A 24737-nucleotide genomic window follows, 5' to 3' on the forward strand; every position below is an offset into this window, starting at 1 on the left:
CGCCGAGGGGCCGGGACGTCGTCGAGGCAGTCGACGACGTCCCGGCCCGTTGCCGTACGCCGGCCGCCCGCGAACCCTTGCGCGGTGTGCGGGCTGTCGGCGTACGGAGCCCAACCCCCGGCCCGCCCTAGGGCGTGGCCAGGGTGCCGAGGGTGACGTCGGCCGTCTTGCTCTGCCCGTCCCGGGTGAAGGTGACGGTCGTTCTGCTGCCCGGAGTGAGCGAGGCCAGTGCGGTGGTGAGCGAGTTCAGCGAGTCGACCGGGGTGTCCCCGACCTTGGTGATCACGTCGCCGGCCTGGATGCCCGCGGCGTCGGCCGCGCCGCCCGAGGCGACCGCGACCACCACGGCGCCGGCCGGGCGGAAGTCCTGGTCGAAGTACGTCCGGGCGGTGATGCCGAGCGCGGCCCGCCCGGAGTTGGTGACCTTCCCGTCCTTGATCAGCTGGTTCGCGATGCTGGTGACGGTGGACGCCGGGATGGCGAAGCCGATGCCCGGCGCGGCCGCGCCGTTGGCCTCGGGTTCGGTGGCGGCCAGCGTGTTGATGCCGATCACCTGGCTGTTCAGGTTGACCAGCGCGCCGCCGCTGTTGCCCGGGTTGATCGCGGCCGAGGTCTGCACCATGTTGCCGATGGTGGCCCCGGGCGAGCCCTCGCTGTTGGGCTCCGAGACGGTCCGGCCGGTGGCCGAGACGATGCCCTGGGTGACGCTGCTGGAGAGGCCCAACGGACTGCCCATGGCCAGCGTGATCTGGCCGAGCTCGACCTTGGCGGAGTCCGCGAAGGCGGCCGGCTTGAGGCCGCCCGGCGGGCTGCTCAGCCTGATCACCGCGAGGTCGGAGTCCGGGTAACTGGCGACGAGCGTGGCGTCCAGCGGCTTGGTGCTGTTGGCCAGGGTGACGGTGAAGGTGGTGGCGGTGCCGACCACGTGGGCGTTGGTGACGATGTCGCCCTTGTTGTCGTAGACGATCCCGGAGCCGAGACCGCTCGCCGTGGTGATCTGCACCACCGACGGCAGCACGTCGGCGATGACCCGCTGGTAGTCGATCTGGAGCTGGTTGCCCCCGGCCGGCTGGGCGGATCCGGAGGCGCCCGTGGTGGTCGAGGCCGAGGTCGACGAGGACGAGGACGAGCCGCTGCTGCACCCGGCCAGCGCGAGTGCGGTCAGCGCGGCGACCGTCCCGGGAACGGCGAACCGGCCTCCGAACGCCTTGGGACCGGTGGGGCGCGGCCCGGCCGGGAGCGGGCGGGTGGGCTCCTTCTTGCGGTTCACCTTGGCTGCCTCCGATTCCCTCACCAGACAGAGATCTTTGTCAGCATTTCACCGTTATGTCCGAATCGCCGCCCCGACTCGCCCGGTGCCGCGACGAGTCGCCGGACACGCCCCGGGCGGGGCCGGCAGCGCCCCGCCGGGTCCCCGGCGACGATGCCGGCACCCCCTAGGATGCGGGGCATGACTTGGTTGCTCACCGGCGGCGCGGGCTACATCGGGCGGCACGTGGCGCACCAGCTCGTCGCGGCCGGCGAGCGGGTGGCGGTGCTGGACGACCTCAGCACCGGCGACCGCACCCGGCTGCCGTCCGAGGTCGCGCTGATCGAGGGCTCCACCCTGGACCGCCCCGCGCTGGACGCGGCGCTGCGCACCCACGGCGTCCACGGCGTGCTGCACTTCGCCGCGAAGAAGCAGGTCGGCGAGTCGGTCGAGCGCCCCTTCCACTACTACCGGGAGAACCTGACCGGCCTGCAGACCGTGCTGGAGGCCGCCACCGAGGCCGGGGTGAAGCGCTTCCTGCTCTCGTCGTCCGCGGCCGTCTACGGCATGCCCGACGTCGAGCTGGTCAGCGAGTCCGCCCCGTGCGTGCCGATGAACCCCTACGGCGAGACCAAGCTGGCGGGCGAATGGCTGGTCGCGGCGGCCGGCCGGGCGTACGGCCTCTCGACCGTCTCGCTGCGCTACTTCAACGTGGCCGGCTCGGCCTCGCCCGAACTGGCCGACGACGGCGTGTTCAACCTCGTCCCGATGGTCTTCGAGCGGATCACCGCCGGGCGGGCCCCGCGCATCTTCGGGGCCGACTACCCCACCCCGGACGGCACCTGCGTGCGCGACTTCATCCACGTCGCCGACATCGCCTCCGCCCACGTGGCGGCCGCCCGTCGGCTGGCCGCCGACCCGCCCGGCGGGACGTCCCTGGTCCTCAACATCGGCCGCGGCGAGGGCGTCAGCGTCCGGGAGATGCTGGACGTGATCGGCAAGGTCACCGGCTACGACACCACCGGCGAGGTCACCCCGCGCCGGGCCGGCGACCCGGCCCGGGTGGTCGCCTCCGCCGAGCTGATCCGGCGCGAGCTGGGCTGGACCGCCCGGTACGGGGTCGAGGAGATGGTGGCCTCGGCCTGGGACGGCTGGTGCGCCCGCCACCCGGAGGCCCGCAAGTCCTAGGGCACAGCGGCCCGGACCGCGTGCGGTCCGGGCCCCACGGGCCCCCGGTACGGCCGCACAGCCGCACGGCTAGTGCGACGGCACCGCCGTCCCGTAGAAGGCGTCCAGCGCGTAGACGCAGCGGTCCTTGCTGCCGACGAAGACCTTCCCGCCGACCGCCACCGGCGAGCCGGTGAGCTCACCCTTGGTGCCGAGCTCCCAGCGCAGCTGACCGCTGGCCAGGTCCAGGGTGTGCAGCGAGTGGTCCCGGCTGCCGAGGTGGACCAGGCCGTCGGCGACCGCCGGGGAGCCGACGATCTCGCCCCGCGCCGTGTACCGCCAGCGCTCCCGGCCGGTGGCCGCCTCGAAGGCGTACAGCACCTCGCCGCTGCCGACCAGCACCATGCCCTCCCCGACCACCACCGGCTCGGCGCCCTGGCGGGCGCCGGTCGCACCGCGCCACCGGTCCCGGCCGGTGGCCGCGTCCAGCGCGTACACCGTGCCGAGGTAGTCGGCGACGTACACCGTGTCCGCGTCCAGCGCGGGCGGGGTGAAGAGCACCACCGGGGCGTCGAAGCGCCAGCGCTCGACGCCGCTGGCCGCGTCCAGCGCGAACACCCGGGTGCCGGCCGTCACGTACAGCACCCCGGCCCGCTCGACCGGGCGGGACGGCACGTCCTCGCCGACCGGGAAGGACCAGCGCAGGCCCGCACCGCGCGGGTCCACGCAGCGCAGCCGCCCGCCGCCGTAGTAGTACGCGGCGCCGCCCACCAGGGCCGGACCGGACTGCGGGTTCTCGTAGTCCTGCTGGGCGTCGTCGGCGCGCCACAGTTCGGCGCCGCCGGCCGCCGAGCGAAGCTGCACCCCGCCGCCCCGGACGCCGCAGCAGAGCACGCCGTCGGCGGCGTCCAGCGAGTAGACCCAGCCGTCCAGGGACTGCCGCCAGCGCTCGGTGCCGTCCGCGACGTCCACCGTGTAGAGATGCGGGCCGTCGGCCGCGTGCACCCGGCCGGCGTCGACGGCGAGCGCCCAGGCGACGTCCCGGGTCTTGTAGCGGCGCTGGCCGGAGGCGATGTCGAGGGCGTGCACCTCGAAGCTGGAGACGAAGAGCGTGCCGTCGGCGACCACCGGGGTGCCCCAGACGTCGTTGGACATCCGGAACCGCCAGGGGCGCCAGCGGACGGCCCGCACCGGCGGCGGGGTGGCCCGGCGGACCCAGTCGGTCTCGGCGGGCGCGGTGCCCGGCCCGGCCTGTTCGGCGCGCGGTCCGGGGCCTATCCGCACCGAGGCACCGGGCAGCCGCACCTCGGCGGCGTTCTCCCCGGCGACGGGGGCGCGGTGCCGGCGGGGGGCGGCGATCTTCTCGGTGGCGGCCTCGGTGTCCGGCGCGAGGGGTGCCGGCGCGGCGTGCACCGGTCCGGTGCCGGGCGGGTTGTGGTGGCCGGCCGGGTGGCGGGTCCGCGGGTCGGCCTGGCCGGGCCGCTGCGGGGGCACCGGCGGCTGCTGGTGCTGCACCGGCTGCGGCTGGGGCTGCGGGGGCACCGGCTGGGGCTGCGGGGTGGGCGGCTGGCGGCGGCCGCGCTTGCGCTCGATCAGCTCCAGCGCGTTGGGCGGCAGCCAGTCCCCCGCCTCACCGGAGGCGTCGTCCCGGGAGAACAGGTGCGGGGCCAGCTCGGCCTGGATCTGGGCCGGGGACGGCCGGTGCTCGGGGGAGGGCCGCATGCAGGCGCGGACCAGGTCGACCAGCTCGGCCGGCAGGCCGGAGAGGTCGGGCTGGTCGCGCAGCAGCTGGAAGACGGTCTCGACCGGGTTGGCGCCGCGGTACGGCGGGTGCCCGGTGGCACAGAAGACCAGCAGCGAGCCGAGCGAGAAGACGTCGCTGGCGCCGGAGACGCTGCGGCTGTCCCGGGCCTGCTCCGGCGACATGTACGCGGGGGTGCCGACCGCCACGTTGGTCATGGTGAGCCGGGTGCTGGAGACGCCGGCGGCGATGCCGAAGTCGATCACCCGCGGGCCGTCCTCGACCACCAGCACGTTGGAGGGCTTGAGGTCGCGGTGGACGAGCCCGGCGGCGTGGATCGACTGCAGCGCCTCGGCGATGCCGGCCACCAGCCAGCGCACGGCCCCCACCGGCAGCGGCCCGCAGTCGGTGACCAGGTCCTCCAGGGAGGGCGCCGGGACGTACGCGGTGGCCAGCCAGGGCACCCGGGCGTCGGCGTCGGCGTCCACCACCGCCGCGGTGTAGAAGCCGCCGACCGTCTTGGCCGCCTCGATCTCCCGGGCGAAGCGGACCCGGAACAGCTCGTCCTCGGCCAGTTCCCCCCGGACGGTCTTGATGGCCACTCGCCGGCCGGACGCGGAGCGCGCCAGGTAGACCAGGCCCATCCCGCCCGCGCCGAGTCGCCCGAGCACCTCGAAGGGCCCGATCCGCCTCGGATCGTGCGCCGTCAGCTGGTCCACTCCGCTGCCACCTCCCCGTATCCCGCACACCCGCCACGGGGTGCCGGACCCGATTCTCCAATGCCGCCCGGCCCATCTCCAACCTCCCCCGCCCGGAACGGACCACGGGACTACCGTCCGTGCGCCATCGGCCGGGAGCCCGGGCCGCCCCCGGCGGCCACCGACCGTCCACCGCTGCGCCGACGGCCCGCCACCGGGCGGCGGGCGGCCAGCGTCAGGTCAGTGGCGCCGGAACGGCCGGATTCTGACGTCCGCTCCGGCGGCGGGTGCTCCCGGGCTCGCCGGACTCCGCCCGGACTCCGCCCGGAGCGGAATTGAGGATTCCGTCGATCGTCACGCTCTGTCACCCGACCACCCCTCAGCGGAGGGGTCGTCACGCTGTGGGGTCATAAGCACACGGGGGGGCTACAACAGGGGGCCGAGAACGCCGGAAATTATTCGTCCGAAGTGGTTGACAGCCCTATACCAACCCCCGGGCGGAGTAATTGTCACATCACCGAATCGCGCCAAGATCGAGCCACGGTAAGCTGACGGCATGACAGGACAAGTTCGCACCGTCGACGGTCGCGTCGCCGGGCGACGCGGACAGGAGACGCGGCAGAAGCTGCTCGACTGCCTTCGCGAGATGCTCAGCACGTCGCCCTATCGGGACGTCAAGGTCATCGACGTCGCCCGTATGGCGGGTACCTCCCCCGCGACCTTCTACCAGTACTTCCCGGATGTCGAGGGCGCTGTCCTCGAAATCGCCGAGGAAATGGCCAAGGACTCCGACGCCCTCAAAGAGCTGGTGGCCGGAAAGTCCTGGGCAGGGAAGTCCGGCACGGCCACTTCGGAAGAACTGGTCGACGGATTCCTCGCCTTCTGGCGCAAGAACGACGCCATTCTCCGAGTGGTCACGCTCGGTGCCGCCGAAGGGGACAAGCGGTTCTTCAAGATCCGCATGACGGTCCTCAACGCGGTCGCCAAGCCGCTCACGGATGCCGTCAAGGAACTCCAGGCGAAGGGGCAGGCCGACAAGTCGCTCGACCCGGCCGCCGTCGCCGGCGCACTGGTCTCGCTGCTCGCCTCGGCGGCCGAGCACCAGAAGGCCTTCACCTCCTGGGGCGTCAAGGTCAAGGACCTCAAGCCCAACCTCGCTCCCCTGGTGTACCTGGGTGTCACCGGCAAGAAGCCGCCCAAGTAGACCGATCCGCCTACCCACCCATCCGCTCCGCGCGCAGCCCCGGCCTCCTGTCCGGGGAACGACGGACGGCGGCCGTGTCCTCGGGGGAGGTCCGCCGGCGGTCCGCAGCGCGCCAGACATGCCGGTGGGCGGACACCCCCGCAAGGGTGTCCGCCCACCGGCACGTGCGTTTCAGGGCCCCCGCAGCGGCCCGCGGGGCCGCTCCGGGCCCCGGGAGGCCCCAGCAGTGCACCGGGGGGCCGGAAAGCCGCTCAGGGGCAGCGGACGACCTGCCCCGCGTACGCCAGGCCGCCGCCGAAGCCGAACAGCAGCACCGGGTCGCCGGGCGACAGCTCGCCGCGCTCGACCAGCTTGGAGAAGGCCAGCGGGATCGAGGCGGCCGAGGTGTTGCCCGACTCGACCACGTCCCGGGCGACCACCGCGTCGGGCGCGCCCAGCTTGGCCGCGATCGCGTCGATGATCCGCAGGTTCGCCTGGTGCGGCACGAAGCCCTTCAGCTCCGAGGGCTCGATCCCGGCCTTCTCGCAGGTCTGCCGGGCCAGCGGGGCGATCTGGGTGGTGGCCCAGCGGAACACCGACTGGCCCTGCTGGCTGATCACCGGATCCCAGCCCGTGATCACCACGGCGTCGTTCTTCTCCGGCTCCGAACCCCAGACCACCGGGCCGATGCCGGGCTCGGCGCCGTCCTCCTGCGCCTCCACCACCGCGGCGCCGGCACCGTCGCCGAAGATCACGCAGGTGCTGCGGTCGGTCCAGTCGATGGTGTCCGACATCCGCTCGGCGCCGATCACCAGGGCGGTGCGGGCCGCTCCGGCCCGGATCGCGTGGTCCGCGGTGGCCAGCGCGTACGAGAAGCCCGAGCAGACCGTGTTGATGTCGTAGGCGGCCGGCGACCGGATGCCGAGCCGTGCGGCGACGGCGGCGGCCGTGTTCGGGCTGCGCTCGACCGCGGTGCAGGTCGCGACCACGACGAGGTCGACGTCGGCGGCGGTGCGACCGCTCTTGGCCAGCGCCTTCTGGGCGGCCTCGGTGGCGAGGTCGACCAGGGTCTCGCCCTCGGCGATGTGCCTGGTCCGGATCCCCACCCGGCTGCGGATCCACTCGTCGTCGGTGTCGACCAGCACCGCCAGGTCGTCGTTGGTGAGGACCTTCGGGGGCTGGTAGTGGCCGAGTGCCACAATGCGCGAACCGCTCATACAGCCACTCAACCGGGTTACCCACTGGTCAGCCGGGCGCGACCGGCTACAGGATCCGACCCCGGAACCTGTAGGAGGCCGACAAGGGGCGTTGCGGCGACTGGGTCGTGACCAGCGGGCCCGGCCGGATCGCGCAGGGTTTCAGGCCGCCAGCGAGGCCGCGTCGCCCATCACGATCACCGGGTGGGCGGCCGGGTCGAGAGCCCGGATCAGCTCGGCCATCTTGTCCTCGGGGACGGAGACGCAGCCGTGCGTCGGGCCGCCGTGGTCGACGTGGATCCAGATCCCGCCGCCCTTGGTCGAGCCGTTGGGGCGGCGCGGGTCGAGCGGGGAGTTGCCGGCGACCCGGTTGTAGTTGATCGCGACGACGTAGTCGAAGGAGCCGGCCAGCGGCTCGCCCGCGAAGCCCTTGCCGGAGACCACGAAGTCGGCGTCCTTGTCGTACGGGAGCTTGCTGCCGGGGTCGGCCTTGCGACCGCCGGCGTCGGTCAGCGAGAAGACGCCGATCGGGCTGCGCAGGTCGCCCTCGTTGTGGTCGGTGGTCCAGCCCTTGTTGGCGTTGTGGCCCTGCCAGGTCTCGCCGGCCAGCCAGCGGCCCTCGGCGGTCCTGGTCCAGAGCGTGACGGCCGTCCGGTTGGCGTCCTTGTCCTGGCCGGAGGCGAGCACCACCTGGTTGGTCTCGGCAGGTATCCGGGCCGTGAAGGCGGCGCCGAGGCCGGGTATCGCGACGACCGAGCCGTCCGGGCGGGCCTGGCTGCGGTCGGCGGCGGGCGCCTCGGTGTGCCGGTCCCCGGCGGCCTGGGCGGTGGCGGGGGCCGGGGCACCGGCGGCCGGGGAGGGCCGGTCCGGGGTGGCGAGGCCGTCCGGGCCCGGGCCGTCGGCGGCGGTCACGCCCGGCTTGGCGGCGTCCTGGCCGACGGTGTACCAGCCGGCGGCGGCCGCCAGCAGCAGCGCGGTGCCCGCCGTCACGGCCTTGCCGGTGTACTTCTTCTGCTTGGCCTTGCGGCGGTGGCCGCGCGCGGCCGCCCGGCCGCCGGCCGGGGCCGTGGAGGCCGCCACCGTCACCGGGGCCAGGGGCACCGGCCCGGGGACGAGCTCGTCGGCGTACAGCGGCCCGGGCTCCGGCTCGTACGACCGCACGGGCTCGGCGGGGCCGGCCGCGGGGTACGCCTGGAAGGGCCGGTCGTAGGCGTCGTAGCCGTCCGCGGCGGGGTGGGCCCGGTCCGGCCGGGCCTGCGTCCCGTAGCCCTGGGTCCGGTAGTCCTGGGTCTCGTGGCCCTGGCCCTGCTGGTCCTGCTGGCCCTGGTAGGCCTGCTGACCGTACTGCTGCGGGTACCCGTACGCCCCCCGGCCGCCGCCGGCCCCGTAGGCCTCCGGCGCACCGTACTCGGTGTACTCGGCGTACTCGGTGTACTCGGTGTACGAGGGCTGCTCGGTGTACGAGGGCTGCTCGTAGACCCCGTAGGACTGCTGCGGCACCGCGTCCCCCGGCCGGTGAGCCGGTTCGTGCATCGGCTCGTGCGGCGGGTACGCGGTGGCGCGATGGGAACCGGACATGCGGCCGATCCTGCCAAACGGAGGGCCCGTTGGGAAACCCGGAGTCTGTGCGGGAGCCGTGAAGGCCACGCCGCCCCGGCGGGACGACGACGCCCCCCGGGCCGGTGACGGCCCGGGGGGCGCAGCAGAATCCCTGGTCGGGCGCCGGGTCAGAGACGCATCGCCTGCGGGGTCTCGCGGCGCGTCAGGTCCGGGCCGTCGTACTCGCGGATGATCTCGTAGCGGGTGTTGCGCTCCACCGGGCGGAAGCCGGCGTCGCGGATCAGGCCGAGCAGGTCGTCCCGGCCGAGCTTGTTCGGGGTACCGAAGTTGTCCGCGTCGTGGGTGATCTTGTACTCGACCACCGAGCCGTCCATGTCGTCCGCGCCGTGGCTGAGCGCCAGCTGGGCGGTGGTGACGCCGTGCATCACCCAGAAGACCTTGACGTGCGGGACGTTGTCGAAGAGCAGCCGGGAGACGGCGAAGGTCTTCAGCGCCTCGGCGCCGGTGGCCATCTCGGTGCGCGCCATCAGCCTGTTGCGCACGACGCCGTCCTTGGAGTCGTGGAAGTCGTGCTGGTAGCGCAGCGGGATGAAGACCTGGAAACCGCCGGTCTCGTCCTGCAGCTCGCGCAGCCGCAGCACGTGGTCCACCCGGTGGCGGGGCTCCTCGATGTGGCCGTACAGCATCGTGGACGGCGTCTTGAGGCCCTTGCTGTGGGCGAGCCGGTGGATCCGGGACCAGTCCTCCCAGTGGGTGTCGTGGTCGACGATGTGCTGGCGGACCTCCCAGTCGAAGATCTCCGCGCCGCCGCCGGTCAGCGACTCCAGGCCGGCGTCGATCAGCTCGTCCAGGATCTCGTCGGCGGGCAGGCCGCTGATCTTCTCGAACCAGTGGATCTCGGTGGCGGTGAAGGCCTTCAGCGAGACGTTCGGCAGGGCCGCCTTCAGCTCCCGCAGCGAGCGCGGGTAGTAGCGCCACGGCAGGGTCGGGTGCAGGCCGTTCACGATGTGCAGCTCGGTGAGGGAGTCCACCTCCATCGCCTTGGCCAGCCGGACGGCCTCCTCGATGCGCATCGTGTACGCGTCCTTCTCGCCCGGCTTGCGCTGGAACGAGCAGTACGCGCAGGAGGCGCTGCACACGTTGGTCATGTTGAGGTGGCGGTTGACGTTGAAGTGGACGACGTCGCCGTTCTTCTGCGTCCGCACGTGGTGGGCCAGCCCGCCCAGCCAGGCCAGGTCGTCGCTCTCGTAGAGCGCGATCCCGTCCTCGCGGGTCAGCCGCTCACCCGCGTAGACCTTCGCCTCCAGCTCGCGCTTGAGCCCTGCGTCCATGCGGTGCCCCGCCTCCTCCGACTTCGATTCCTTGCCGGAACGAGCGTACGCCTATGCACCCCGCGGACCTGGCCTCGGCCCGCCCCCGGACGCGCGGTCAGTGCGCGAGCAGCTCGGCGAGCAGCGCGGGCTCGATGTTGCCGCCGCTGACCACGGCCGCCACCGCCTGGCCGCCCAGCTCCGCCTTCCGGTGGAAGTACGCGGCCGGGGCGACGGCGCCGGAGGGCTCGGCGACCAGCCGGCCGCGGCGGGCCAACAGGGCCACCGTGGCGCGGATCTCGTCCTCGCCGACGGTGACGATGTCGTCCACGTAGGCGGTGATGTGCTCGAAGGGCAGCACGCCGACCGAGGGCGTGCGCAGCCCGTCCGCGACGGTCCGGTAGGTGTCCGCGACCGGCCAGGCCACCCGCTCGCCGGCCCGCAGGCTGGCCTGCGCGTCGGCGGCCAGCTCGGGTTCGACGCCGATCACCCGCACACCCGGACGGGTGAGCTTGAGTGCGGCCGCCGTCCCGGAGATCAGGCCGCCGCCGCTGACCGGCACCAGCACGGTGTCCAGCCCGGCCGGGGCGTCCTCGGCGATCTCCAGACCGACCGTGCCCTGGCCCGCGATGACGAACGGGTCGTCGTACGGCGGCACCCAGACGTAGCCGTGCCGCTCGGCGAGCTCGCCGGGCACGGTGTCGCGCTCCTCCGGGCCGACCAGCAGCACCTCGGCGCCGAACGCGCGGGTGGCGTCGACCTTGACCGCGGGCGAGGTGTCCGGCATCACGATCACGGCCTTGATGCCGAGCAGCCCGGCCGCGTAGGCCACCGCCTGCGCGTGGTTGCCGCTCGACTGGGCGACCACGCCGCGGGCGCGCTCCGGCCCGGTGAGCGCCGCGAGCCGGTTGTAGGCGCCGCGGGTCTTGAAGGCACCGGTCGGCTGGAGGTTCTCCGGCTTGAGCCAGAGCCGGCGCTCACCGTCGGCCGCCCAGGGGGCGGGGACCAGCGGGGTCCGTACCGCGACCCCGGCGATCCGCTGCCGGGCCGCGCGCAGCTCCTCCAGACCGACCAGTGCCATCGGACTACTCTCCTTCGACCAGGGGGAGTTCGCTGACCCGGTTCTCCCACTTCGTGGAGAGTACGACGGTCGTGCGGGTCCGGGCCACGCCCTTCGTCCCGGAGATCCGCTTGACCGCCGACTCCAGGCCCTCCACGTCCGGCACCCGGACCTTGAGCATGTACGAGTCGTCACCGGCGATGAACCAGCAGTCCTCGACCTCGTTGAGGTCCTTCAGCCGGAACGCGACGTCCTCGTGGTCGGCCGCGTCGGTGAGCTGGAGGCCGATCAGCGCCGTGACGCCGAAGCCGAGCGAGGCCGGATTGACCGTCGCGCGGTAACCGGTGATCACACCGGCCTGCTCCAGGCGGTTGATCCGGTCCGTGACGCTCGGGCCGGAGAGGCCCACCAACCGGCCCAGCTCGGCGTAGGAGGCACGGCCGTTCTCCCGGAGCGCCTGGATGAGCTGTCTGTCCACCGTGTCCATATACCGTCCGCGTCCTTCCGAACCTCACCAGACCCACAGATCATTATCCGGATTCAAAGGCGCCATGCGCGGGACAACCCGGATATCGCAGAGAACATACTCTCCCGCCCCCGGGCTCCCCACTCCCCCTCACTCCGGCGGCGCGCTGTGGCGCGCCGCCGCGCCCAACTCACCCTCCCAGCGCCGGTAGAGCGCGTGCGGTACGCCGACCGCGTCCAGGACCCGTCCGGCCACGAAGTCGACCAGCTCACGGACGGTGGATCCGCCGGCGTAGAAACCGGGCGACGCAGGGAGCACGACGGCGCCCTGGGCGTCCAGCTCGACCAGGTGCTTCAGCGTCACCCCGTTGAGCGGCGCCTCACGGACGCAGACCACCAGCGGGCGGCGCTCCTTCAGGGTCACGCTGGCCACCCGCTGGAGGAGGTCCTTGCTCAGGCCGAGCGCGATCCCGGCCACCGCACCGGTGGTGGCCGGCACCACCAGCATGCCCTTGGCCGGGTAGGAGCCGCTGGACGGGCCGGCCGCGAAGTCCCCCGCCGCCCAGTAGCGGACGTCCGCCAGCCGGCCGGGGTCGAACCCGACGTCGTCGGCGGCCAGCCAGGTGGCGAGGTCGGTGCGCCAGTGCGCGTCCCGGAAGGCGATTCCGGTCTCGTCCAGGATGGTGAGCCGGGCGGCGCGGCTGACCACCAGGTCCACCGGCTCCCCGGCGGCGAGCAGCGCCCGGATCACCGAAGCGGCGTACGGCGTACCGGACGCGCCCGAGACCCCGACCACCCACGGCTGACGCTTGTCTGTTCCCATGGCTCCCTTTCTATACGGCTCCGCGGTCACGCACGGCTCCGAGGGTGTCCGGGCAGGTCGGGGGCGCCGGCGGCGGTTGCGGTGGCAGTCGCGGTGACGGTTGCGGTGGCGGTTGTCCGCCCGCGCCGGTCCCGTCCGGCGCGGGCCCTGGGAGGATGGGCGGCATGGCAGCGACTCTCGTCGACCTCACCCACCAGGTGACCACCGCGATGCCGGTCTACCCCGGCGATCCGGCCGTCGTCCTGGAGCCCGCGCTCACCACCGCCACGGCCGGGGTGAACGTGCTGGCCCTGCACCTCGGCTCGCAGTCCGGCACCCACGTGGACGCGCCGTACCACGTGGACGTCACCTGGCCCACCCTGGACGGGCTGCCGCTGGAGCGGTTCACCGGACCGGCGGTGGTCGCCGACCTGCGCGGCCTGGAGCCGCGCGCGGAGGTGACCGCGGAGCTGCTCGCCCCCGCCCTGGAGCGGGCCGCCGAGGGGACGGTGCTGCTGCTGGCCACCGGCTGGGCACGGCACTGGGGCACCGACGCCTACCTCGCGCACCCGAGCCTGACACCCGGCGCGGCGGAGGCGATCGTCGCCGCCGGGGTGCGGACGGTCGGGGTGGACGCGCTGAGCGTCGACCCCACCCCCGATCCGGGCCCGGGCGACCCGGCGGTGGCAGCGCTGCTGGCCGACCTCACCGACGAGCACGACCAGCCGGTGGCCGCGGAGCCCACCCTGGCCGCACACCGGGTGCTGCTCGGTGCGCCCGGCGGCGGCGTGATCGCCGAGAACCTGACCGACCTGCGGGCGGTGCTCGACGCCCAGCGGGCCGGCCGGCCGGTGGAGGTGTCGCTGTTCCCGCTGCGCCTGGTCGCCGCCGACGGCGCGCCGGTACGGGCGGTGGCCCGGTTGGGCTGACAGCAGCGGGACTTGGTCTAGACCATCCCCCGCGCGCGCCGCTACGCTTTCCCGCCATGGCAGAGATCATCGGAGTGATCGAGCAGCTCTGGCGCTACCCCGTGAAGTCCACCGGCGGCGAGCGGCTCGGCTCCGTCGAGGTGGACGTGCGCGGCCTGGCCGGCGACCGGCTGTACGCCGTCCGCGACGCCGCCGGCAAGCTCGGCTCCGGAAAGAACACCCGGCGGTTCCGCCGGATGGACGGCTTGCTCCGCCTCTCCTCCCGGCTCGGCCACCGGATCGACGGCCCCGAGCTGTTCGACCCGCTCGGCCGCCCGGTCGCCGACCCGACCGCGTTCCTGCGCGCCTACCTCCAGCGCCCCGACGTCGCGCTCGCCCGCGAGGACGCCGTCTCGCACTTCGACCAGCTGCCGGTCAGCGTGCTCACCACCGCCACCCTCGACTGGGTCCGCGAGGCCGTACCGGACGCCGTGGTGGACGAACGCCGGTTCCGCCCCAACATCCTGCTGCGGACGCCGCCCGGCACGCCGGCGTTCGTCGAGGACACCTGGTTCGGGCGGGAGGGCCGCAGCGGCGACCGGTCCGGCGCCCGGCTGGCCTTCGCCCGGTCCAGCGAGCGCTGCGTGATGGCCACCGCCGCCCAGCCCGGGCTGCCGCACGCCCCCGAGATCCTGAAGGCCATCGCCTACGCGCACGACACCCGGCTGGACGCCCTCGCCGAGGTGGCCAGGCCGGGCCGGCTCAGCATCGGTGACGTCCTGTCACTGCACTGACCGGGGAAGGCCGTTCGCCCTCCCGTAGCAGCCGGCCGCCGTGCCCGCTCAGCCACCGACCAGGCAGAACGGGTGGCCGGCCGGGTCCGCGTAGACCCGCCAGCCGCCGGCGTCGCTCAGCCGGGTGGCACCCAGGGCGAGCACCGCGCGCTCGGCGGCATCGACGTCCGCCACGTCGATGTCCAGGTGCATCTGCTGCGGGTGGGCCGGATCGGGCCACTGCGGCGGGCGGTACTGCTCGACCCCCTGGAAGCAGAGCACCCGGCCGTCGCCGGTGTGCAGGGTGGACCACGTGGCGCCCAGCGACCAGCGGCGGTCCGGCCGGTCCACCTCACCGCCGAGCAGCGCCGCGTAGAACCGGGCGAGCGCCGCCGGGTCGGGGCAGTCGAGGACGATGCACTGCAGCTTGCCGATCACGAAGAGCCTCCCGGAGTCGTTCCGGCCATTCTCCTCTCCCGGGCCGCCCGGCCCGCGGCCGCCGGACACCGGGCCGGCCGCCCGGGAGAACGCCGGACGATCACGGGGGCGGCCGCGGGCGCGCCGGGCCGGCCGCCCGGGAGAACGCCGGCCGATCACGGGGGCGGCCGCGGGCGCGCCGGGCGGGCCGGCGGCCACAGACTCACTCGTCCGGGTGATGGTCCGGCCTGCGGGAACGGATCTGCGGCAGGCTCTCCCTCGATGCTGACGGCCCGTCAGTGCACGGAGCGACGACTCGACGGAGACCTCCATGGCGAACACCCCGGACGACCTGAAGTACACCAAGGACCACGAGTGGGTACGGTCCACCGGCAAGAGCGTGGTCCGCGTCGGGATCACCGATCACGCGCAGCGGCAGCTCGGGGACATCGTCTTCGTCGAACTCCCCAAGAAGGGCGACAGGCTCGAAGGCAGCGAGCCGTTCGGCAGCGTCGAGTCGGTGAAGTCGGTGAGCGAGCTCTACATGCCGCTCAGCGGCACGATCGCGACCGTGAACGAGGACCTGAACGACGAGCCCGAGCGGGTCAACGACGATCCCTACGAGGACGGCTGGATGATCGAGGTCACGATCGCCGACCAGTCCGCGCTGAACGGCCTGCTCACGGCCGCGGAGTACCGGGACTACATCAGCGCCGAGTCCGCCGACTAGCGCACCGGACGCTCCGCGGCAGTGCGGCTCACCGGCCGAGCCGGTGGGCCCGCTCCAGGACGGCGGCCGGCGCCTTGGCCACCGAGCCGGTGTCGAAGGGCGGTTGGGGGTCGTACTCGGTGCAGAGCTGGATGGCCCGGGCGGTGAGGTCGTCGGTGAGCAGCGCGGCGAGCCGCAGGGCCATGTCGATGCCGGAGGAGACGCCGGCCGAGGTGATGATCCGCTCGTGCCGGACGACCCGCTCCGCGGTGTAGGTGGCGCCGTAGGCCTCCAGGTCGGCGACCGCGGCCCAGTGGGTGGTCGCGGCCAGGCCCTTGAGCAGCCCGGCCGCGCCGAGCACCAGCGAGCCGGTGCAGACCGAGGTGGTGAACCGGGTGGTCCCGTGCACGGCGCGGATCCAGTCGAGGAAGTCCGGGTCGGCGACCAGCGGTCGCGTCCCGCCGCCGCCGGGCACGACCAGCACGTCGCAGGAGTCGACCTCCGAGTACCGGGTGGGAACGTCGACCGCGAGCGCGCCCAGCACGTCGGTGACCCGCCCCGGCTCGGGCGCCACGAAGCGCACCCGGGCGCCCGGGACGTGCCCGAGGATCTCGTACGGCCCGATCGCGTCGAGCGGCTCGAAGCGGTCGAAGAGCGGGATCACGATGTCCATGGGCGCAGCGTAACCACGGCCCGCCCCGGGGCGGTTGGCTTCGCCGCAAGGTTCACGGGATGGAGTGACGCGGGCGGGCCGGGGGAATAGCGGCGCAGGGCGTCGAGCTCGGCGCCGACGGCGGCCCGCAGGGCGCTGCCGATCCGGTCGGCGCGGAAGTCGGCGCCGGTCCCGGTCACCCGTCCGATGCCAGGGCTGCCGCCCGGAGCCCTCCGGGCGGCGTGACCGGGATCACACCCGGACGCCGATGAGTTCCACCCCCGCCGGCAGTCCTACTGTCCGACTGTCCGACACACCCGCCCGCGGCGCCCGCCCGCGGCGCGGGTCCCGCCGAACCGACCGGAGACCACCACCATGACCGACGCCGCCAAGGGCCCCGCCAGCTACTTCCCCTCGATCGAGAAGAAGCACGGCCTGCCGGTCGCGCACTGGAAGGAGCTGATCCGCTCCTCCCCGCTCACCAAGCACATGGAGCTCGTCGCCTGGCTCAAGGCCGAGCACGGCATCGGCCACGGCCACGCCAACGCCCTGGTCAAGCACACCCTGGACGAGGACGCCGCCTGACGCCGCCACACCCCCGCGGGCGCGGCCTCAGATCCCGAGGCCGCGCACGACGAGGTCGACCAGCGCGAAGAAGAACAGCGAGATCCCGACGAAGCCGTTCGTCTGGAAGAACGCCCGGTTCAGCCTCGACAGGTCGGACGGCTTCACGATGGTGTGCTCGTAGACGAAGGCGCCCGCCACCACGGCGAGGCCGACCCAGAACGCCGGCCCGGCGCCGGTCAGCACCGCGTACCAGCCGAGCAGCAGCGTGGTCAGCAGGTGGCAGACGCGCGCGCCCCACACCGCCGCCGGGATGCCGAACCGGGCCGGCACCGAACGCACGCCGCCCACCCGGTCGGAGGCGACGTCCTGGCAGGCGTAGATCAGGTCGAAGCCGCCGATCCAGATGCCGACCGCCGCGCCGAGCACGACCGCGTCCCAGGACCACGTACCGGTGACCGCCAGCCACGCGCCGACCGGGCCCATCGCCTGGGCCAGGCCGAGGATCGCCTGCGGGAAGTCGGTGAACCGCTTGCCGTACGGGTAGACCACCATCGGCACCACCGCGACCGGCGCCAGGGCCAGGCAGAGCGGGTTCAGCAGGGCGGCGGCGCCGAGGAAGACCACCAGCGCGACCGCCGAGCCGATGTACGCCGTCCGCACCGACACCGCGCCGGTGACGAGTTCACGCCCGGCGGTGCGCGGGTTCCGGGCGTCGATCTCGCGGTCGATGATCCGGTTGGCGGCCATCGCGAAGGTGCGCAGGCCGACCATGCAGACGGTGACGACGAACAGCTCGCCCCAGTGCACCCGCTCGTCGGCGAGGAACATCGCCGTCAGCGCGGCGATGTAGGCGAAGGGCAGGGCGAAGACCGAGTGTTCGATCATCACCAGCCGGAGGAAGGCCCTGACCTTGCCCGGCGGGACGTCCGGCAGTGCGGCGGCCGTACTCATCAGAGCCCGTACTCCTTCCAGCGCAGGTCCACCAGCGCGGCCGTGGCCGGGTCCGAGCTGACCATCTCCGGCCAGCCGCCGTCCCGGGTGTAGCCCTCCTCGGGCAGCTTGCGGGTCGCGTCGATGCCCGCCTTGCCACCCCAGAACTGCTGGTAGGAGGCGTGGTCGAGGTGGTCGACCGGGCCCTCGACCACGGTCAGGTCGCGGCTGTAGTCGACGTTGCCGAAGGCACGCCAGGCCACTTCCCGGTAGTCGTGCACGTCGCAGTCGGCGTCCACCACGATGATCAGCTTGGTCAGCGACATCATGTGGGCGCCCCAGATGGCGTGCATGGTCTTCTGGGCGTGCTTGGGGTACTTCTTGTCGATCGAGACGATCACGCAGTTGTGGAAGCCGCCGGCCTCGGGCAGGTCGTAGTCGACGATGTCCGGGATGATGATCTTCAACAGTGGCAGGAAGAAGCGCTCGGTGAACTTGCCCAGCGGGCCGTCCTCCGTCGGCGGACGGCCGACCACGATGGACTGCAGGATCGGGCGGCGACGCATCGTCACGCAGTCGATCGTCAGCGCCGGGAACGGCTCCTGCGGGGTGTAGAACCCGGTGTGGTCGCCGAACGGACCCTCGGGCAGCATCTCGCCGGGCTCCAGCCAGCCTTCGAGCACCACCTCGGCGTCGGCCGGGACCTGCAGCGGAACGGTCTTGCAGTCGACCATCTTCACCCGCTCCCCCGCCACGAAGCCGGCGAACAGGTACTCGTCGATGTCCCCCGGCAGCGGCGCGGTGGCCGCGTAGGTGACGGCCGGCGGGCAGCCGAAGGCGATCGCGACCGGCAGCCGCTCCCCGCGCTTCGCCGCGACGGCGTAGTGGTTGCGGCTGTCCTTGTGGATCTGCCAGTGCATGCCGATGGTGCGCCGGTCGTGCCGCTGGAGCCGGTAGAGGCCCAGGTTGCGGACGCCGGAGTCCGGGTCCTTGGTGTGGGTCAGGCCCAGGTTGAAGAAGGCGCCGCCGTCCAGCGGCCAGGTGAAGAGGGCGGGCAGCTCGTCCAGGTTGACGTCGTCACCGGTGAGCACGACCTCCTGCACCGGGGCCTCGCCCGGCTTCACCTTCTTCGGCGGCACGTGCGCCATCGAGGCCAGCTTGCCGAAGGCGTCCCGGAAGCCGGTGAAGCCGTGCGGCAGCTCCGGCTTCAGCAGCCCGGCGATCTTCTCGGAGATGTCGTCCGGCCCCTTGAGGCCGAGGGACTTGGCGAGCCGGCGCTCGGTGCCGAAGACGTTCATCGCCAGCGGCATCGACGAGCCCTTGACGTTCTCGAACAGCAGCGCCGGGCCCTTGGCCTTCTGCACCCGGTCGACGATCTCGCCGATCTCCAGGTGGGGATCCACCTCGGCCTTGATGCGCTTGAGGTCACCCTCACGGTCCAGGGCCCGCAGGAAGGAGCGGAGATCGTCGTATGCCATGCCAGTCAGTATCCGCCACCCGATAGCCTGGCCCGGTCAAGGGCCCCCGGGAAGCCGCCCGCCGGTCCGGGGACGTCCGCCACCACCGCCGTCGCCGGGGGAGATCGCCGCCGTGCTGAGGATCCTGACCTTCGTCCTTCCGCTCGCCCTCTGGGTGTGGGCGTTCATCGACTGCCTGACCACGCCCGAGGACGAGGTGAAGCACCTGCCCAAGGTGGTCTGGGTGATCATCGTGCTGCTCTTCCCGCTGGTCGGCTCGATCGCCTGGCTGGTGGCGGGCAAGCGGCGGGGTGGCGTGCGGACCGGTCCGGCGGGGGGCGCGGGCGGCCTCTCCGGCCACGAGCACCCGCGCGGCGGCCGGCCGCTCGCACCGGACGACGACCCGGAGTTCCTGGCGTCGTTGAAGAAGGACAACAAGCAGCACGAGGACATGCTCAAGCAGTGGGAGGCCGATCTGCGCCGCCGCGAGGAGGAGCTGCGCGGCGGCGACGAGCCGGACGACGGCCGCCGGAGCTGACCCGGCTCCCTCGAACAGCCCACCCGGGAGGCTCCGGGTGGGCTGCGGCATTTTTGGCGTATCCCTACGACTGAGCAGCCCCCGAACCCGCTCCGGCCCGCTCGGCACACCCCGCTCAAGCCGGCCTGAGGCGCGCCTTGGGCCGGTCGCCCGGCAAGCTCTGGCGCCCACCCTGACCTGCGGGTTTCCTCATGTCCAGATCATCCGGACGCCACCGGGCGGACAGCCCCGGGTAATCGAACGGACACGTTGTGCACATGGCAGTCAGGGCCGGTTTCTGTGCAGCCCTGACATCTAAACGGACGCGACCTTGTACGGAATCGACGCCGAAACCAGCGTGCAGCCCCTCGTACAGTCATAAGTGAAGAAGTGATTCGCAGCCGGGGGCAATGCAGACGTTGGCTGTCGGACAGTTCCCTCACCCTTGGAGTGGTTCGAGATGACGGTTGTGCACGAGGCGCCGGTCGGCGACGAGATCCCCGAGATCCCGGCCGACGCCCACGGGCGGGTCGCCGAGCTGCACGAACTGCGCGAGCAGGTCCGCCGCGGCCCGAGCGAGAAGGCCACCGAGGCCCAGCACGCCAAGGGCAAGCTGACCGCCCGCGAGCGGATCGCGCTGCTCCTCGACGAGGGCTCCTTCCACGAGGTCGAGCCCCTGCGCCGGCACCGCGCCACCGGCTTCGGCCTGGAGGCGAAGAAGCCCCACACCGACGGCGTCGTCGTCGGCTGGGGCACCGTGCACGGCCGCACCGTCTTCACCTACGCCCACGACTTCCGGATCTTCGGCGGCGCCCTCGGCGAGGCCCACGCCCAGAAGATCCACAAGATCATGGACATGGCCATCGCGGCCGGCGCCCCGCTCGTCTCGCTCAACGACGGCGCCGGCGCCCGGATCCAGGAAGGCGTCACCGCCCTCGCCGGCTACGGCGGCATCTTCCAGCGCAACACCCGCGCCTCCGGCGTCATCCCGCAGATCTCCGTGATGCTCGGCCCCTGCGCCGGCGGCGCCGCCTACTCCCCCGCGCTCACCGACTTCATCTTCATGGTCCGCGAGACCTCGCAGATGTTCATCACCGGCCCGGACGTCGTCCAGGCCGTCACCGGCGAGAAGATCACCCAGAACGGCCTCGGCGGCGCCGACGTCCACTCCTCGGTCTCCGGCGTCTCGCACTTCGCGTACGACGACGAGCAGTCCTGCATCGAGGAGGTCCGCTACCTCCTCTCGCTGCTGCCGCAGAACAACCGTGAGATGCCGCCGCCGGCCGTCAACGACGACCCGGTCGACCGCCGCAACGACGCACTGCTCGACCTCGTGCCCGCCGACGGCAACCGGCCGTACGACATGCGCAAGGTGATCGAGGAGATCGTCGACCACGGCGAGTACCTGGAGGTCCACGAGCGCTGGGCCACCAACGTGCTCTGCGTACTGGCCCGGATCGACGGCCACGTCACCGGCATCATCGCCAACCAGCCGCAGTCGCTGGCCGGCGTCCTCGACATCAACGCGAGCGAGAAGGCCGCGCGCTTCGTCCAGATGTGCGACGCCTTCAACATCCCGCTGGTCACCATGCTCGACGTCCCCGGCTTCCTGCCCGGCGTCGACCAGGAGCACGACGGCATCATCCGGCACGGCGCCAAGCTGCTCTACGCCTACTGCAACGCCACCGTGCCGCGCATCCAGCTCATCCTGCGCAAGGCCTACGGCGGCGCGTACATCGTGATGGACTCCCGCTCGATCGGCGCGGACCTCTCGTTCGCCTGGCCGACCAACGAGATCGCCGTCATGGGCGCCGAGGGCGCCGCCAACGTGATCTTCCGCCGCGACATCAACGGCGCCGAGGACCCCGAGGCGATGCGGGCGCAGAAGATCAAGGAGTACAAGAGCGAGCTGATGCACCCGTACTACGCGGCCGAGCGCGGCCTCGTGGACGACGTCATCGACCCCGCCGAGACCCGCCAGGTCCTGGCCTCCTCGCTGGCCATGCTGCGTACCAAGCACGCCGACCTGCCGAGCCGCAAGCACGGCAACCCGCCCATGTAGCACCGCAGTTCTGCTGACCATTCACCAGAAACGTGCCGGGGGAGAAAACCACACCATGACCGCTTCAGCCGAACCCCTTGTCCGCATCGTCCGCGGCTCGCTCTCCGACGAGGAGCTCGCCGCCCTCACCGCCGTGCTGATGGCCCGCGCCGCGGCCGCCCAGCAGGCCGCGGCCGCCGCCGCGCCCGTCGAGCCGATCGCCAACTGGCACCGCCTGGAGCGCCGCCCGGCGTACTTCTCGCCGGTGAGCTGGCAGCAGGCCGCCTGACGGCCCCGCAACGCCCGACCAATGGCCGGTCACCCCTCCGGGTGGCCGGCCACCGGCGTGCCCGGCCCCGGCCGACGGCGCCCGCGGACGACCCGGACCCCGCCGGGGGCCGGGCCGGGCACGGGCGGCTCGGTAGAATACCTACTGGACGGTATGCGCCCCCCGCACCGTCGGCCCCCATAGGATCGGCCGCTGCCGAGCACGAGAACTATCCAGGGAGGCTGCGATGGCCAAGCAGGCCCGGGCGCTGGCAACCCGCCAGGCGGTACTCCTCGCTGCGGCCGAGGTGTTCGACGAACGCGGCTACGCGGCCGCCACCATGGCGGAGATCCTGGAGCGGGCCGGCGTCACCAAGGGCGCGCTGTACTTCCACTTCCACTCCAAGGAGGAGCTGGCGCTGGCCGTGATCGAGGGCCAGGGCGCCTGGCTCGCCACCTGGCAGCCGACCTCCGACAGCCCGGTGCAGACCCTGATCGACCTCGGCTACGCCTTCTCGCACGCGCTGCTGGACGACCCGCTGGTGCGCGGCAGCATCCGGCTGACCATCGAGCACGGCAGCTTCACCCAGCCCCAGATCGCCGCCTACCAGGGCTGGTCGGACGCCGCGCGCGAGCTGCTGGAGCGGGCCCGCGCGGCCGGCGACCTGCACCCGGGCCTGGACGTGGCGGCCGCGGCCGGGGTGATCACCGGTGCGGTGACCGGGATCCAGCTCAACTCGCAGGTACTGACCGAACGCCGCGACCTGCTCCGGCGGATGGCCGACTTCTGGACGCTGCTGCTGCCCGGCCTCGTCCAGCCGCACGCGCTGGCCCGGCTCAGCGTGGCCGAGCGGCCGGCCTGACCCCGGCCCCGGCCCCGGCCGGGTTCAGGCGCGGTAGGCGGCGCAGCGGTCCAGCGGGACCAGCGCGGGCAGTGCGGTCGCCCAGAGCGTGCGCACCGCCTCCGGCCGGAGCCGGTGCGCGTCCTCGGGGGCGAGCAGCACCAGCCCGGCCGCCAGGGTGGTGAGGAGTTCGGCGGCCTGCCGGCGGTCCAGCCCCGGGTGCAGCTCCCCCGCGGCGGCGGCCCGGTCCAGCAGCCGCCGGAAGACGGCGGTCAGGCTCTGCCAGGCGGCCGCGGCGCCGCCCCGGGCCCCCCGGCCGAGCTGGACACCGGCCCGGACGACGACGTCCTCGCGGAGCAGCCTGGCCAGCTCGTGCGAGAAGTCGATCAGGCCCTGGAGAGCGGGACCGGCGGCCCGCCGGGCGCGCAGCGCGGCCGAGCCGATCTCGCGGGCGGCCGCCGCCCGGACGCCGTCGGCGAGCGCCTGCTTGGAGACGAAGTGGAAGTAGAGCGCGCCCTTGCTGACCCCCGCCCGGCGGCTGATGTCGACCAGGCTGGCCGACTCGAACCCCGCGTCCGCGAACGTGTCCGCCGCCGCGAGCAGCACGGCCTGCCTGGTCCGCCCCGCGCGTTCCTGCTTGACCACTGGGCCCCTCCGGCCTCGGCCTCGACGAGATCCCGGCTCGCCCGGCTGCTGTCAGGGCGCCGCCGTCGGTGGGTGCGACGCCTCGCATGCGGGACGACCCACCCGAAACCGCATGGTTGGTATCTAATCTAGCCCCTGGGTGGCCCCCGCCGTCCAGCGGGGACCGACCCCCGCCCAAGGTCGGGCCTCGGTCCGTCGGGCGTCGTCGCAGACCAGGGCCCGGGTAACGTGGTCACGCCAAGTTGTCGGCAGCGGTGACCCCGCCCGCCGACGGCAAACCGGGTGGTCTGTATGTTTTTCCGTGGCCGCCTGCGCAGCCGGTCGACCGACACCCGGGAGTGGGGCCCGTCATGCCATGGATCGCAGCACCCGACGACGGTCCTTATCCCCACCCAGGCTCCGGATACGACTTCCACGACCGGACGGTCTCCCGGCAGCTGGTGCACCGCGCCGCCGTCTCCGAGGTACTGATCACCGGCTGGCAGGCCACCGGGCCGTACGACTTCCTGGTCGGCGCGCAGTGGCCGCGGCCGCACGACTTCCACCGCCCGCCCGGCGCCCGGCACCACGACCCGCTGCTGCTCGCGGAGACCGTCCGGCAGGCCGGGCTGCTGATCGGCCACGTCGGCTTCGGAGTGCCGCGCGACCACGAATTCGCGCTCGACGAGCTCAGCTACACGCTCGGCCCGGACGGCATGGACGGCCTCGCCGTCACCGCCGCGCCCGCCTCGCTGATGCTGGAGGTCGGCTGCCAGGACGTCCGGATGCGGCACGGCCGGCTGGCCTCGCTGCGGGTGCACGCCGAGATCCGGCGGGACGGCCGGCCGGTCGGCCGTGCCGGCGGACAGCTGCGGGTGCTCACCCCGGCCGCGTACGCGCGGCTGCGCGGGTCCGCGCGGCGGGGTGCCGCGCCCGGCCGCCCCGGCGGCGCCGCCACCGTCCCCCCGCAGGGCAACCCGCAGAGCGCCCCACAGAGCACCCCCGCGCACCCCGCCCCCGCGCCGGGCCCCGCCCGGCAGGCCGTTCCCGCGCAGGCCGACCGCGACCGGCCCGACGGTCTCGTCCTCGGGCCCTCGCCGGTGCCGGGGAGCTGGCTGTTGCAGGCCGGCACCGGTCACCCGGTGCTGTTCGACCGGGCGGCCGACCACGTGCCCGGCCTGCTGGTGCTGGAGGCCGCCCGGCAGGCCGCCCAGCAGCTGCGGCACCCCGAACCCGTGCTGCCGGTCGAGCTGGTCTCCTCGTTCCACGGCTTCATCGAGCTGGACCGGCCCTGCCTCGTGCGGGCCGTCCGCGAGACCGACGGCGGCGCGGCCGGCCGGGGGGACGACGGCGCGCGGAGCGGCGACGGTGTCCACGGGCCCGACGCCGGGGACGGCCCGGTCCCGGTCCGGGTGCTGCTGGTGCAGGACGGCCGGACGGCCGCCGAGTGCCGGCTGCTCACCGTCCCGGCCGGGGGCGCCCCGGGCCGGCGGGAGACCCGGGACGGCCGCCCGGGCGGCCCGGACCGCGGTGCGGGCCGCGGCCCGCACGGGGACGAGAGCCTGCCGCTCGCCAGCTGACCCGCCGCGGTGCCGTCCGCCC

24 protein-coding genes are annotated in these 24737 nt (G+C 73.4%); 11 read left to right on the top strand and 13 right to left on the bottom strand.

The window, feature by feature from the left end:
- Positions 1-127: 127 nt before the first annotated feature.
- Entirely contained in the window at positions 128-1165 is a 1038-nt protein-coding gene (locus tag OH807_RS17715; protein WP_406211057.1) for a S1C family serine protease, read from the bottom strand.
- A 285-nt stretch (positions 1166-1450) separates the two neighbouring features.
- Here OH807_RS17715 and galE point away from each other — a divergent pair, with 285 nt between their 5' ends.
- On the top strand, positions 1451-2437 hold the full coding sequence (gene galE / locus OH807_RS17720; protein WP_406199709.1) for a UDP-glucose 4-epimerase GalE: 987 nt from the start codon (positions 1451-1453) through the stop codon (positions 2435-2437).
- 69 nt (positions 2438-2506) lie between these two features.
- Here the strand turns inward: galE and OH807_RS17725 are convergent, their stop codons facing one another.
- The gene (locus OH807_RS17725) at positions 2507-4876 is read right to left on the bottom strand and encodes a PQQ-binding-like beta-propeller repeat protein (protein WP_406199711.1); all 2370 of its coding nucleotides are present in this window, start codon (positions 4874-4876) and stop codon (positions 2507-2509) included.
- 535 nt (positions 4877-5411) lie between these two features.
- Here OH807_RS17725 and OH807_RS17730 point away from each other — a divergent pair.
- On the top strand, positions 5412-6059 hold the full coding sequence (locus tag OH807_RS17730) for a TetR family transcriptional regulator (protein WP_406199713.1): 648 nt from the start codon (positions 5412-5414) through the stop codon (positions 6057-6059).
- 251 nt (positions 6060-6310) lie between these two features.
- Here OH807_RS17730 and OH807_RS17735 read toward each other — a convergent pair whose 3' ends face one another.
- The 6 genes from OH807_RS17735 to OH807_RS17760 form a co-directional block, all read right to left on the bottom strand.
- A complete protein-coding gene (locus OH807_RS17735; protein WP_406199715.1) occupies positions 6311-7255 on the bottom strand; it encodes a beta-ketoacyl-ACP synthase III in 945 nt (314 codons plus the stop codon).
- 141 nt (positions 7256-7396) lie between these two features.
- Positions 7397-8812 (bottom strand): L,D-transpeptidase family protein, encoded by a 1416-nt coding sequence (locus tag OH807_RS17740; RefSeq protein WP_406199716.1) that lies wholly within the window; start codon positions 8810-8812, stop codon positions 7397-7399.
- A 149-nt stretch (positions 8813-8961) separates the two neighbouring features.
- A complete protein-coding gene (mqnE, locus tag OH807_RS17745; protein WP_406199718.1) occupies positions 8962-10125 on the bottom strand; it encodes an aminofutalosine synthase MqnE in 1164 nt (387 codons plus the stop codon).
- A 97-nt stretch (positions 10126-10222) separates the two neighbouring features.
- Entirely contained in the window at positions 10223-11185 is a 963-nt protein-coding gene (locus OH807_RS17750) for a threonine/serine dehydratase (protein WP_406199720.1), read from the bottom strand.
- Between the two features lie 4 nt (positions 11186-11189).
- Entirely contained in the window at positions 11190-11651 is a 462-nt protein-coding gene (locus tag OH807_RS17755; protein ID WP_406199722.1) for an Lrp/AsnC family transcriptional regulator, read from the bottom strand.
- Between the two features lie 129 nt (positions 11652-11780).
- On the bottom strand, positions 11781-12452 hold the full coding sequence (locus tag OH807_RS17760) for a UbiX family flavin prenyltransferase (protein ID WP_406199724.1): 672 nt from the start codon (positions 12450-12452) through the stop codon (positions 11781-11783).
- Between the two features lie 164 nt (positions 12453-12616).
- Between OH807_RS17760 and OH807_RS17765 the strand changes: the two genes are divergently transcribed.
- On the top strand, positions 12617-13360 hold the full coding sequence (locus OH807_RS17765; RefSeq protein WP_406199726.1) for a cyclase family protein: 744 nt from the start codon (positions 12617-12619) through the stop codon (positions 13358-13360).
- 56 nt (positions 13361-13416) lie between these two features.
- Positions 13417-14133 carry an MOSC domain-containing protein gene (locus OH807_RS17770; protein WP_406199729.1) on the top strand — a complete coding sequence of 239 codons (717 nt, stop codon included), beginning with the start codon at positions 13417-13419 and terminating at the stop codon, positions 14131-14133.
- 48 nt (positions 14134-14181) lie between these two features.
- On the opposite strand, the gene OH807_RS17775 is transcribed toward OH807_RS17770, so the two are convergent.
- Positions 14182-14550 carry a VOC family protein gene (locus OH807_RS17775; protein WP_406199731.1) on the bottom strand — a complete coding sequence of 123 codons (369 nt, stop codon included), beginning with the start codon at positions 14548-14550 and terminating at the stop codon, positions 14182-14184.
- A gap of 310 nt (positions 14551-14860) precedes the next feature.
- Here OH807_RS17775 and gcvH point away from each other — a divergent pair, with 310 nt between their 5' ends.
- The gene (gcvH, locus tag OH807_RS17780; protein ID WP_406199733.1) at positions 14861-15259 is read left to right on the top strand and encodes a glycine cleavage system protein GcvH; all 399 of its coding nucleotides are present in this window, start codon (positions 14861-14863) and stop codon (positions 15257-15259) included.
- 28 nt (positions 15260-15287) lie between these two features.
- Here gcvH and OH807_RS17785 read toward each other — a convergent pair whose 3' ends face one another.
- Positions 15288-15911, bottom strand: a complete 624-nt coding sequence (locus OH807_RS17785) for a DJ-1/PfpI family protein (protein ID WP_406199735.1) — start codon at positions 15909-15911, stop codon at positions 15288-15290.
- Positions 15912-16265: 354 nt separating this feature from the next.
- On the opposite strand from OH807_RS17785, the gene OH807_RS17790 reads away from it, so the two are divergent.
- Complete coding sequence (locus OH807_RS17790; protein ID WP_406199737.1) at positions 16266-16475, top strand: DUF4287 domain-containing protein; 210 nt, start codon at positions 16266-16268, stop codon at positions 16473-16475.
- A 27-nt stretch (positions 16476-16502) separates the two neighbouring features.
- Here the strand turns inward: OH807_RS17790 and mqnP are convergent, their stop codons facing one another.
- Positions 16503-17411 carry a menaquinone biosynthesis prenyltransferase MqnP gene (gene mqnP / locus OH807_RS17795; RefSeq protein ID WP_406211059.1) on the bottom strand — a complete coding sequence of 303 codons (909 nt, stop codon included), beginning with the start codon at positions 17409-17411 and terminating at the stop codon, positions 16503-16505.
- The gene (locus OH807_RS17800) at positions 17408-18865 is read right to left on the bottom strand and encodes a menaquinone biosynthesis decarboxylase (RefSeq protein WP_406199740.1); all 1458 of its coding nucleotides are present in this window, start codon (positions 18863-18865) and stop codon (positions 17408-17410) included. Before OH807_RS17800 ends, mqnP begins: the two co-directional genes overlap by 4 nt.
- Before the next feature lie 112 nt (positions 18866-18977).
- Here OH807_RS17800 and OH807_RS17805 point away from each other — a divergent pair, with 112 nt between their 5' ends.
- The 4 genes from OH807_RS17805 (at position 18978) to OH807_RS17820 (ending at position 22532) form a co-directional block, all read left to right on the top strand.
- On the top strand, positions 18978-19382 hold the full coding sequence (locus OH807_RS17805) for a PLD nuclease N-terminal domain-containing protein (protein ID WP_406199742.1): 405 nt from the start codon (positions 18978-18980) through the stop codon (positions 19380-19382).
- A gap of 439 nt (positions 19383-19821) precedes the next feature.
- Positions 19822-21423, top strand: a complete 1602-nt coding sequence (locus OH807_RS17810) for an acyl-CoA carboxylase subunit beta (protein ID WP_406199745.1) — start codon at positions 19822-19824, stop codon at positions 21421-21423.
- A 55-nt stretch (positions 21424-21478) separates the two neighbouring features.
- The gene (locus tag OH807_RS17815) at positions 21479-21691 is read left to right on the top strand and encodes an acyl-CoA carboxylase subunit epsilon (RefSeq protein WP_360182529.1); all 213 of its coding nucleotides are present in this window, start codon (positions 21479-21481) and stop codon (positions 21689-21691) included.
- Between the two features lie 226 nt (positions 21692-21917).
- Positions 21918-22532, top strand: coding sequence for a ScbR family autoregulator-binding transcription factor (locus OH807_RS17820; RefSeq protein ID WP_406199749.1), 615 nt, complete (start codon positions 21918-21920; stop codon positions 22530-22532).
- 24 nt (positions 22533-22556) lie between these two features.
- Here the strand turns inward: OH807_RS17820 and OH807_RS17825 are convergent, their stop codons facing one another.
- Positions 22557-23156 carry a ScbR family autoregulator-binding transcription factor gene (locus tag OH807_RS17825; protein ID WP_406199752.1) on the bottom strand — a complete coding sequence of 200 codons (600 nt, stop codon included), beginning with the start codon at positions 23154-23156 and terminating at the stop codon, positions 22557-22559.
- Positions 23157-23506: 350 nt separating this feature from the next.
- Here OH807_RS17825 and OH807_RS17830 point away from each other — a divergent pair, with 350 nt between their 5' ends.
- Complete coding sequence (locus OH807_RS17830; protein WP_406199755.1) at positions 23507-24715, top strand: ScbA/BarX family gamma-butyrolactone biosynthesis protein; 1209 nt, start codon at positions 23507-23509, stop codon at positions 24713-24715.
- Positions 24716-24737 lie beyond the last annotated feature (22 nt).

This window comes from Kitasatospora sp. NBC_01560 (assembly GCF_045208415.1).
In the GTDB taxonomy this organism is placed as follows: Bacteria; Actinomycetota; Actinomycetes; order Streptomycetales; family Streptomycetaceae; genus Kitasatospora.

Excerpts from the sequence above, each read along its gene's own strand:
- galE (WP_406199709.1), top strand. The coding sequence starts at position 1,451 with ATGACTTGGTTGCTCACCGGCGGCGCGGGCTACATCGGGCGGCACGTG.
- OH807_RS17730 (WP_406199713.1), top strand. The coding sequence starts at position 5,412 with ATGACAGGACAAGTTCGCACCGTCGACGGTCGCGTCGCCGGGCGACGC.
- OH807_RS17735 (WP_406199715.1), bottom strand. The coding sequence starts at position 7,255 with ATGAGCGGTTCGCGCATTGTGGCACTCGGCCACTACCAGCCCCCGAAG.
- OH807_RS17740 (WP_406199716.1), bottom strand. The coding sequence starts at position 8,812 with ATGTCCGGTTCCCATCGCGCCACCGCGTACCCGCCGCACGAGCCGATG.
- mqnE (WP_406199718.1), bottom strand. The coding sequence starts at position 10,125 with ATGGACGCAGGGCTCAAGCGCGAGCTGGAGGCGAAGGTCTACGCGGGT.
- OH807_RS17750 (WP_406199720.1), bottom strand. The coding sequence starts at position 11,185 with ATGGCACTGGTCGGTCTGGAGGAGCTGCGCGCGGCCCGGCAGCGGATC.
- OH807_RS17755 (WP_406199722.1), bottom strand. The coding sequence starts at position 11,651 with ATGGACACGGTGGACAGACAGCTCATCCAGGCGCTCCGGGAGAACGGC.
- OH807_RS17760 (WP_406199724.1), bottom strand. The coding sequence starts at position 12,452 with ATGGGAACAGACAAGCGTCAGCCGTGGGTGGTCGGGGTCTCGGGCGCG.
- OH807_RS17765 (WP_406199726.1), top strand. The coding sequence starts at position 12,617 with ATGGCAGCGACTCTCGTCGACCTCACCCACCAGGTGACCACCGCGATG.
- OH807_RS17770 (WP_406199729.1), top strand. The coding sequence starts at position 13,417 with ATGGCAGAGATCATCGGAGTGATCGAGCAGCTCTGGCGCTACCCCGTG.
- gcvH (WP_406199733.1), top strand. The coding sequence starts at position 14,861 with ATGGCGAACACCCCGGACGACCTGAAGTACACCAAGGACCACGAGTGG.
- OH807_RS17785 (WP_406199735.1), bottom strand. The coding sequence starts at position 15,911 with ATGGACATCGTGATCCCGCTCTTCGACCGCTTCGAGCCGCTCGACGCG.
- OH807_RS17790 (WP_406199737.1), top strand. The coding sequence starts at position 16,266 with ATGACCGACGCCGCCAAGGGCCCCGCCAGCTACTTCCCCTCGATCGAG.
- OH807_RS17800 (WP_406199740.1), bottom strand. The coding sequence starts at position 18,865 with ATGGCATACGACGATCTCCGCTCCTTCCTGCGGGCCCTGGACCGTGAG.
- OH807_RS17810 (WP_406199745.1), top strand. The coding sequence starts at position 19,822 with ATGACGGTTGTGCACGAGGCGCCGGTCGGCGACGAGATCCCCGAGATC.
- OH807_RS17815 (WP_360182529.1), top strand. The coding sequence starts at position 21,479 with ATGACCGCTTCAGCCGAACCCCTTGTCCGCATCGTCCGCGGCTCGCTC.
- OH807_RS17820 (WP_406199749.1), top strand. The coding sequence starts at position 21,918 with ATGGCCAAGCAGGCCCGGGCGCTGGCAACCCGCCAGGCGGTACTCCTC.
- OH807_RS17830 (WP_406199755.1), top strand. The coding sequence starts at position 23,507 with ATGCCATGGATCGCAGCACCCGACGACGGTCCTTATCCCCACCCAGGC.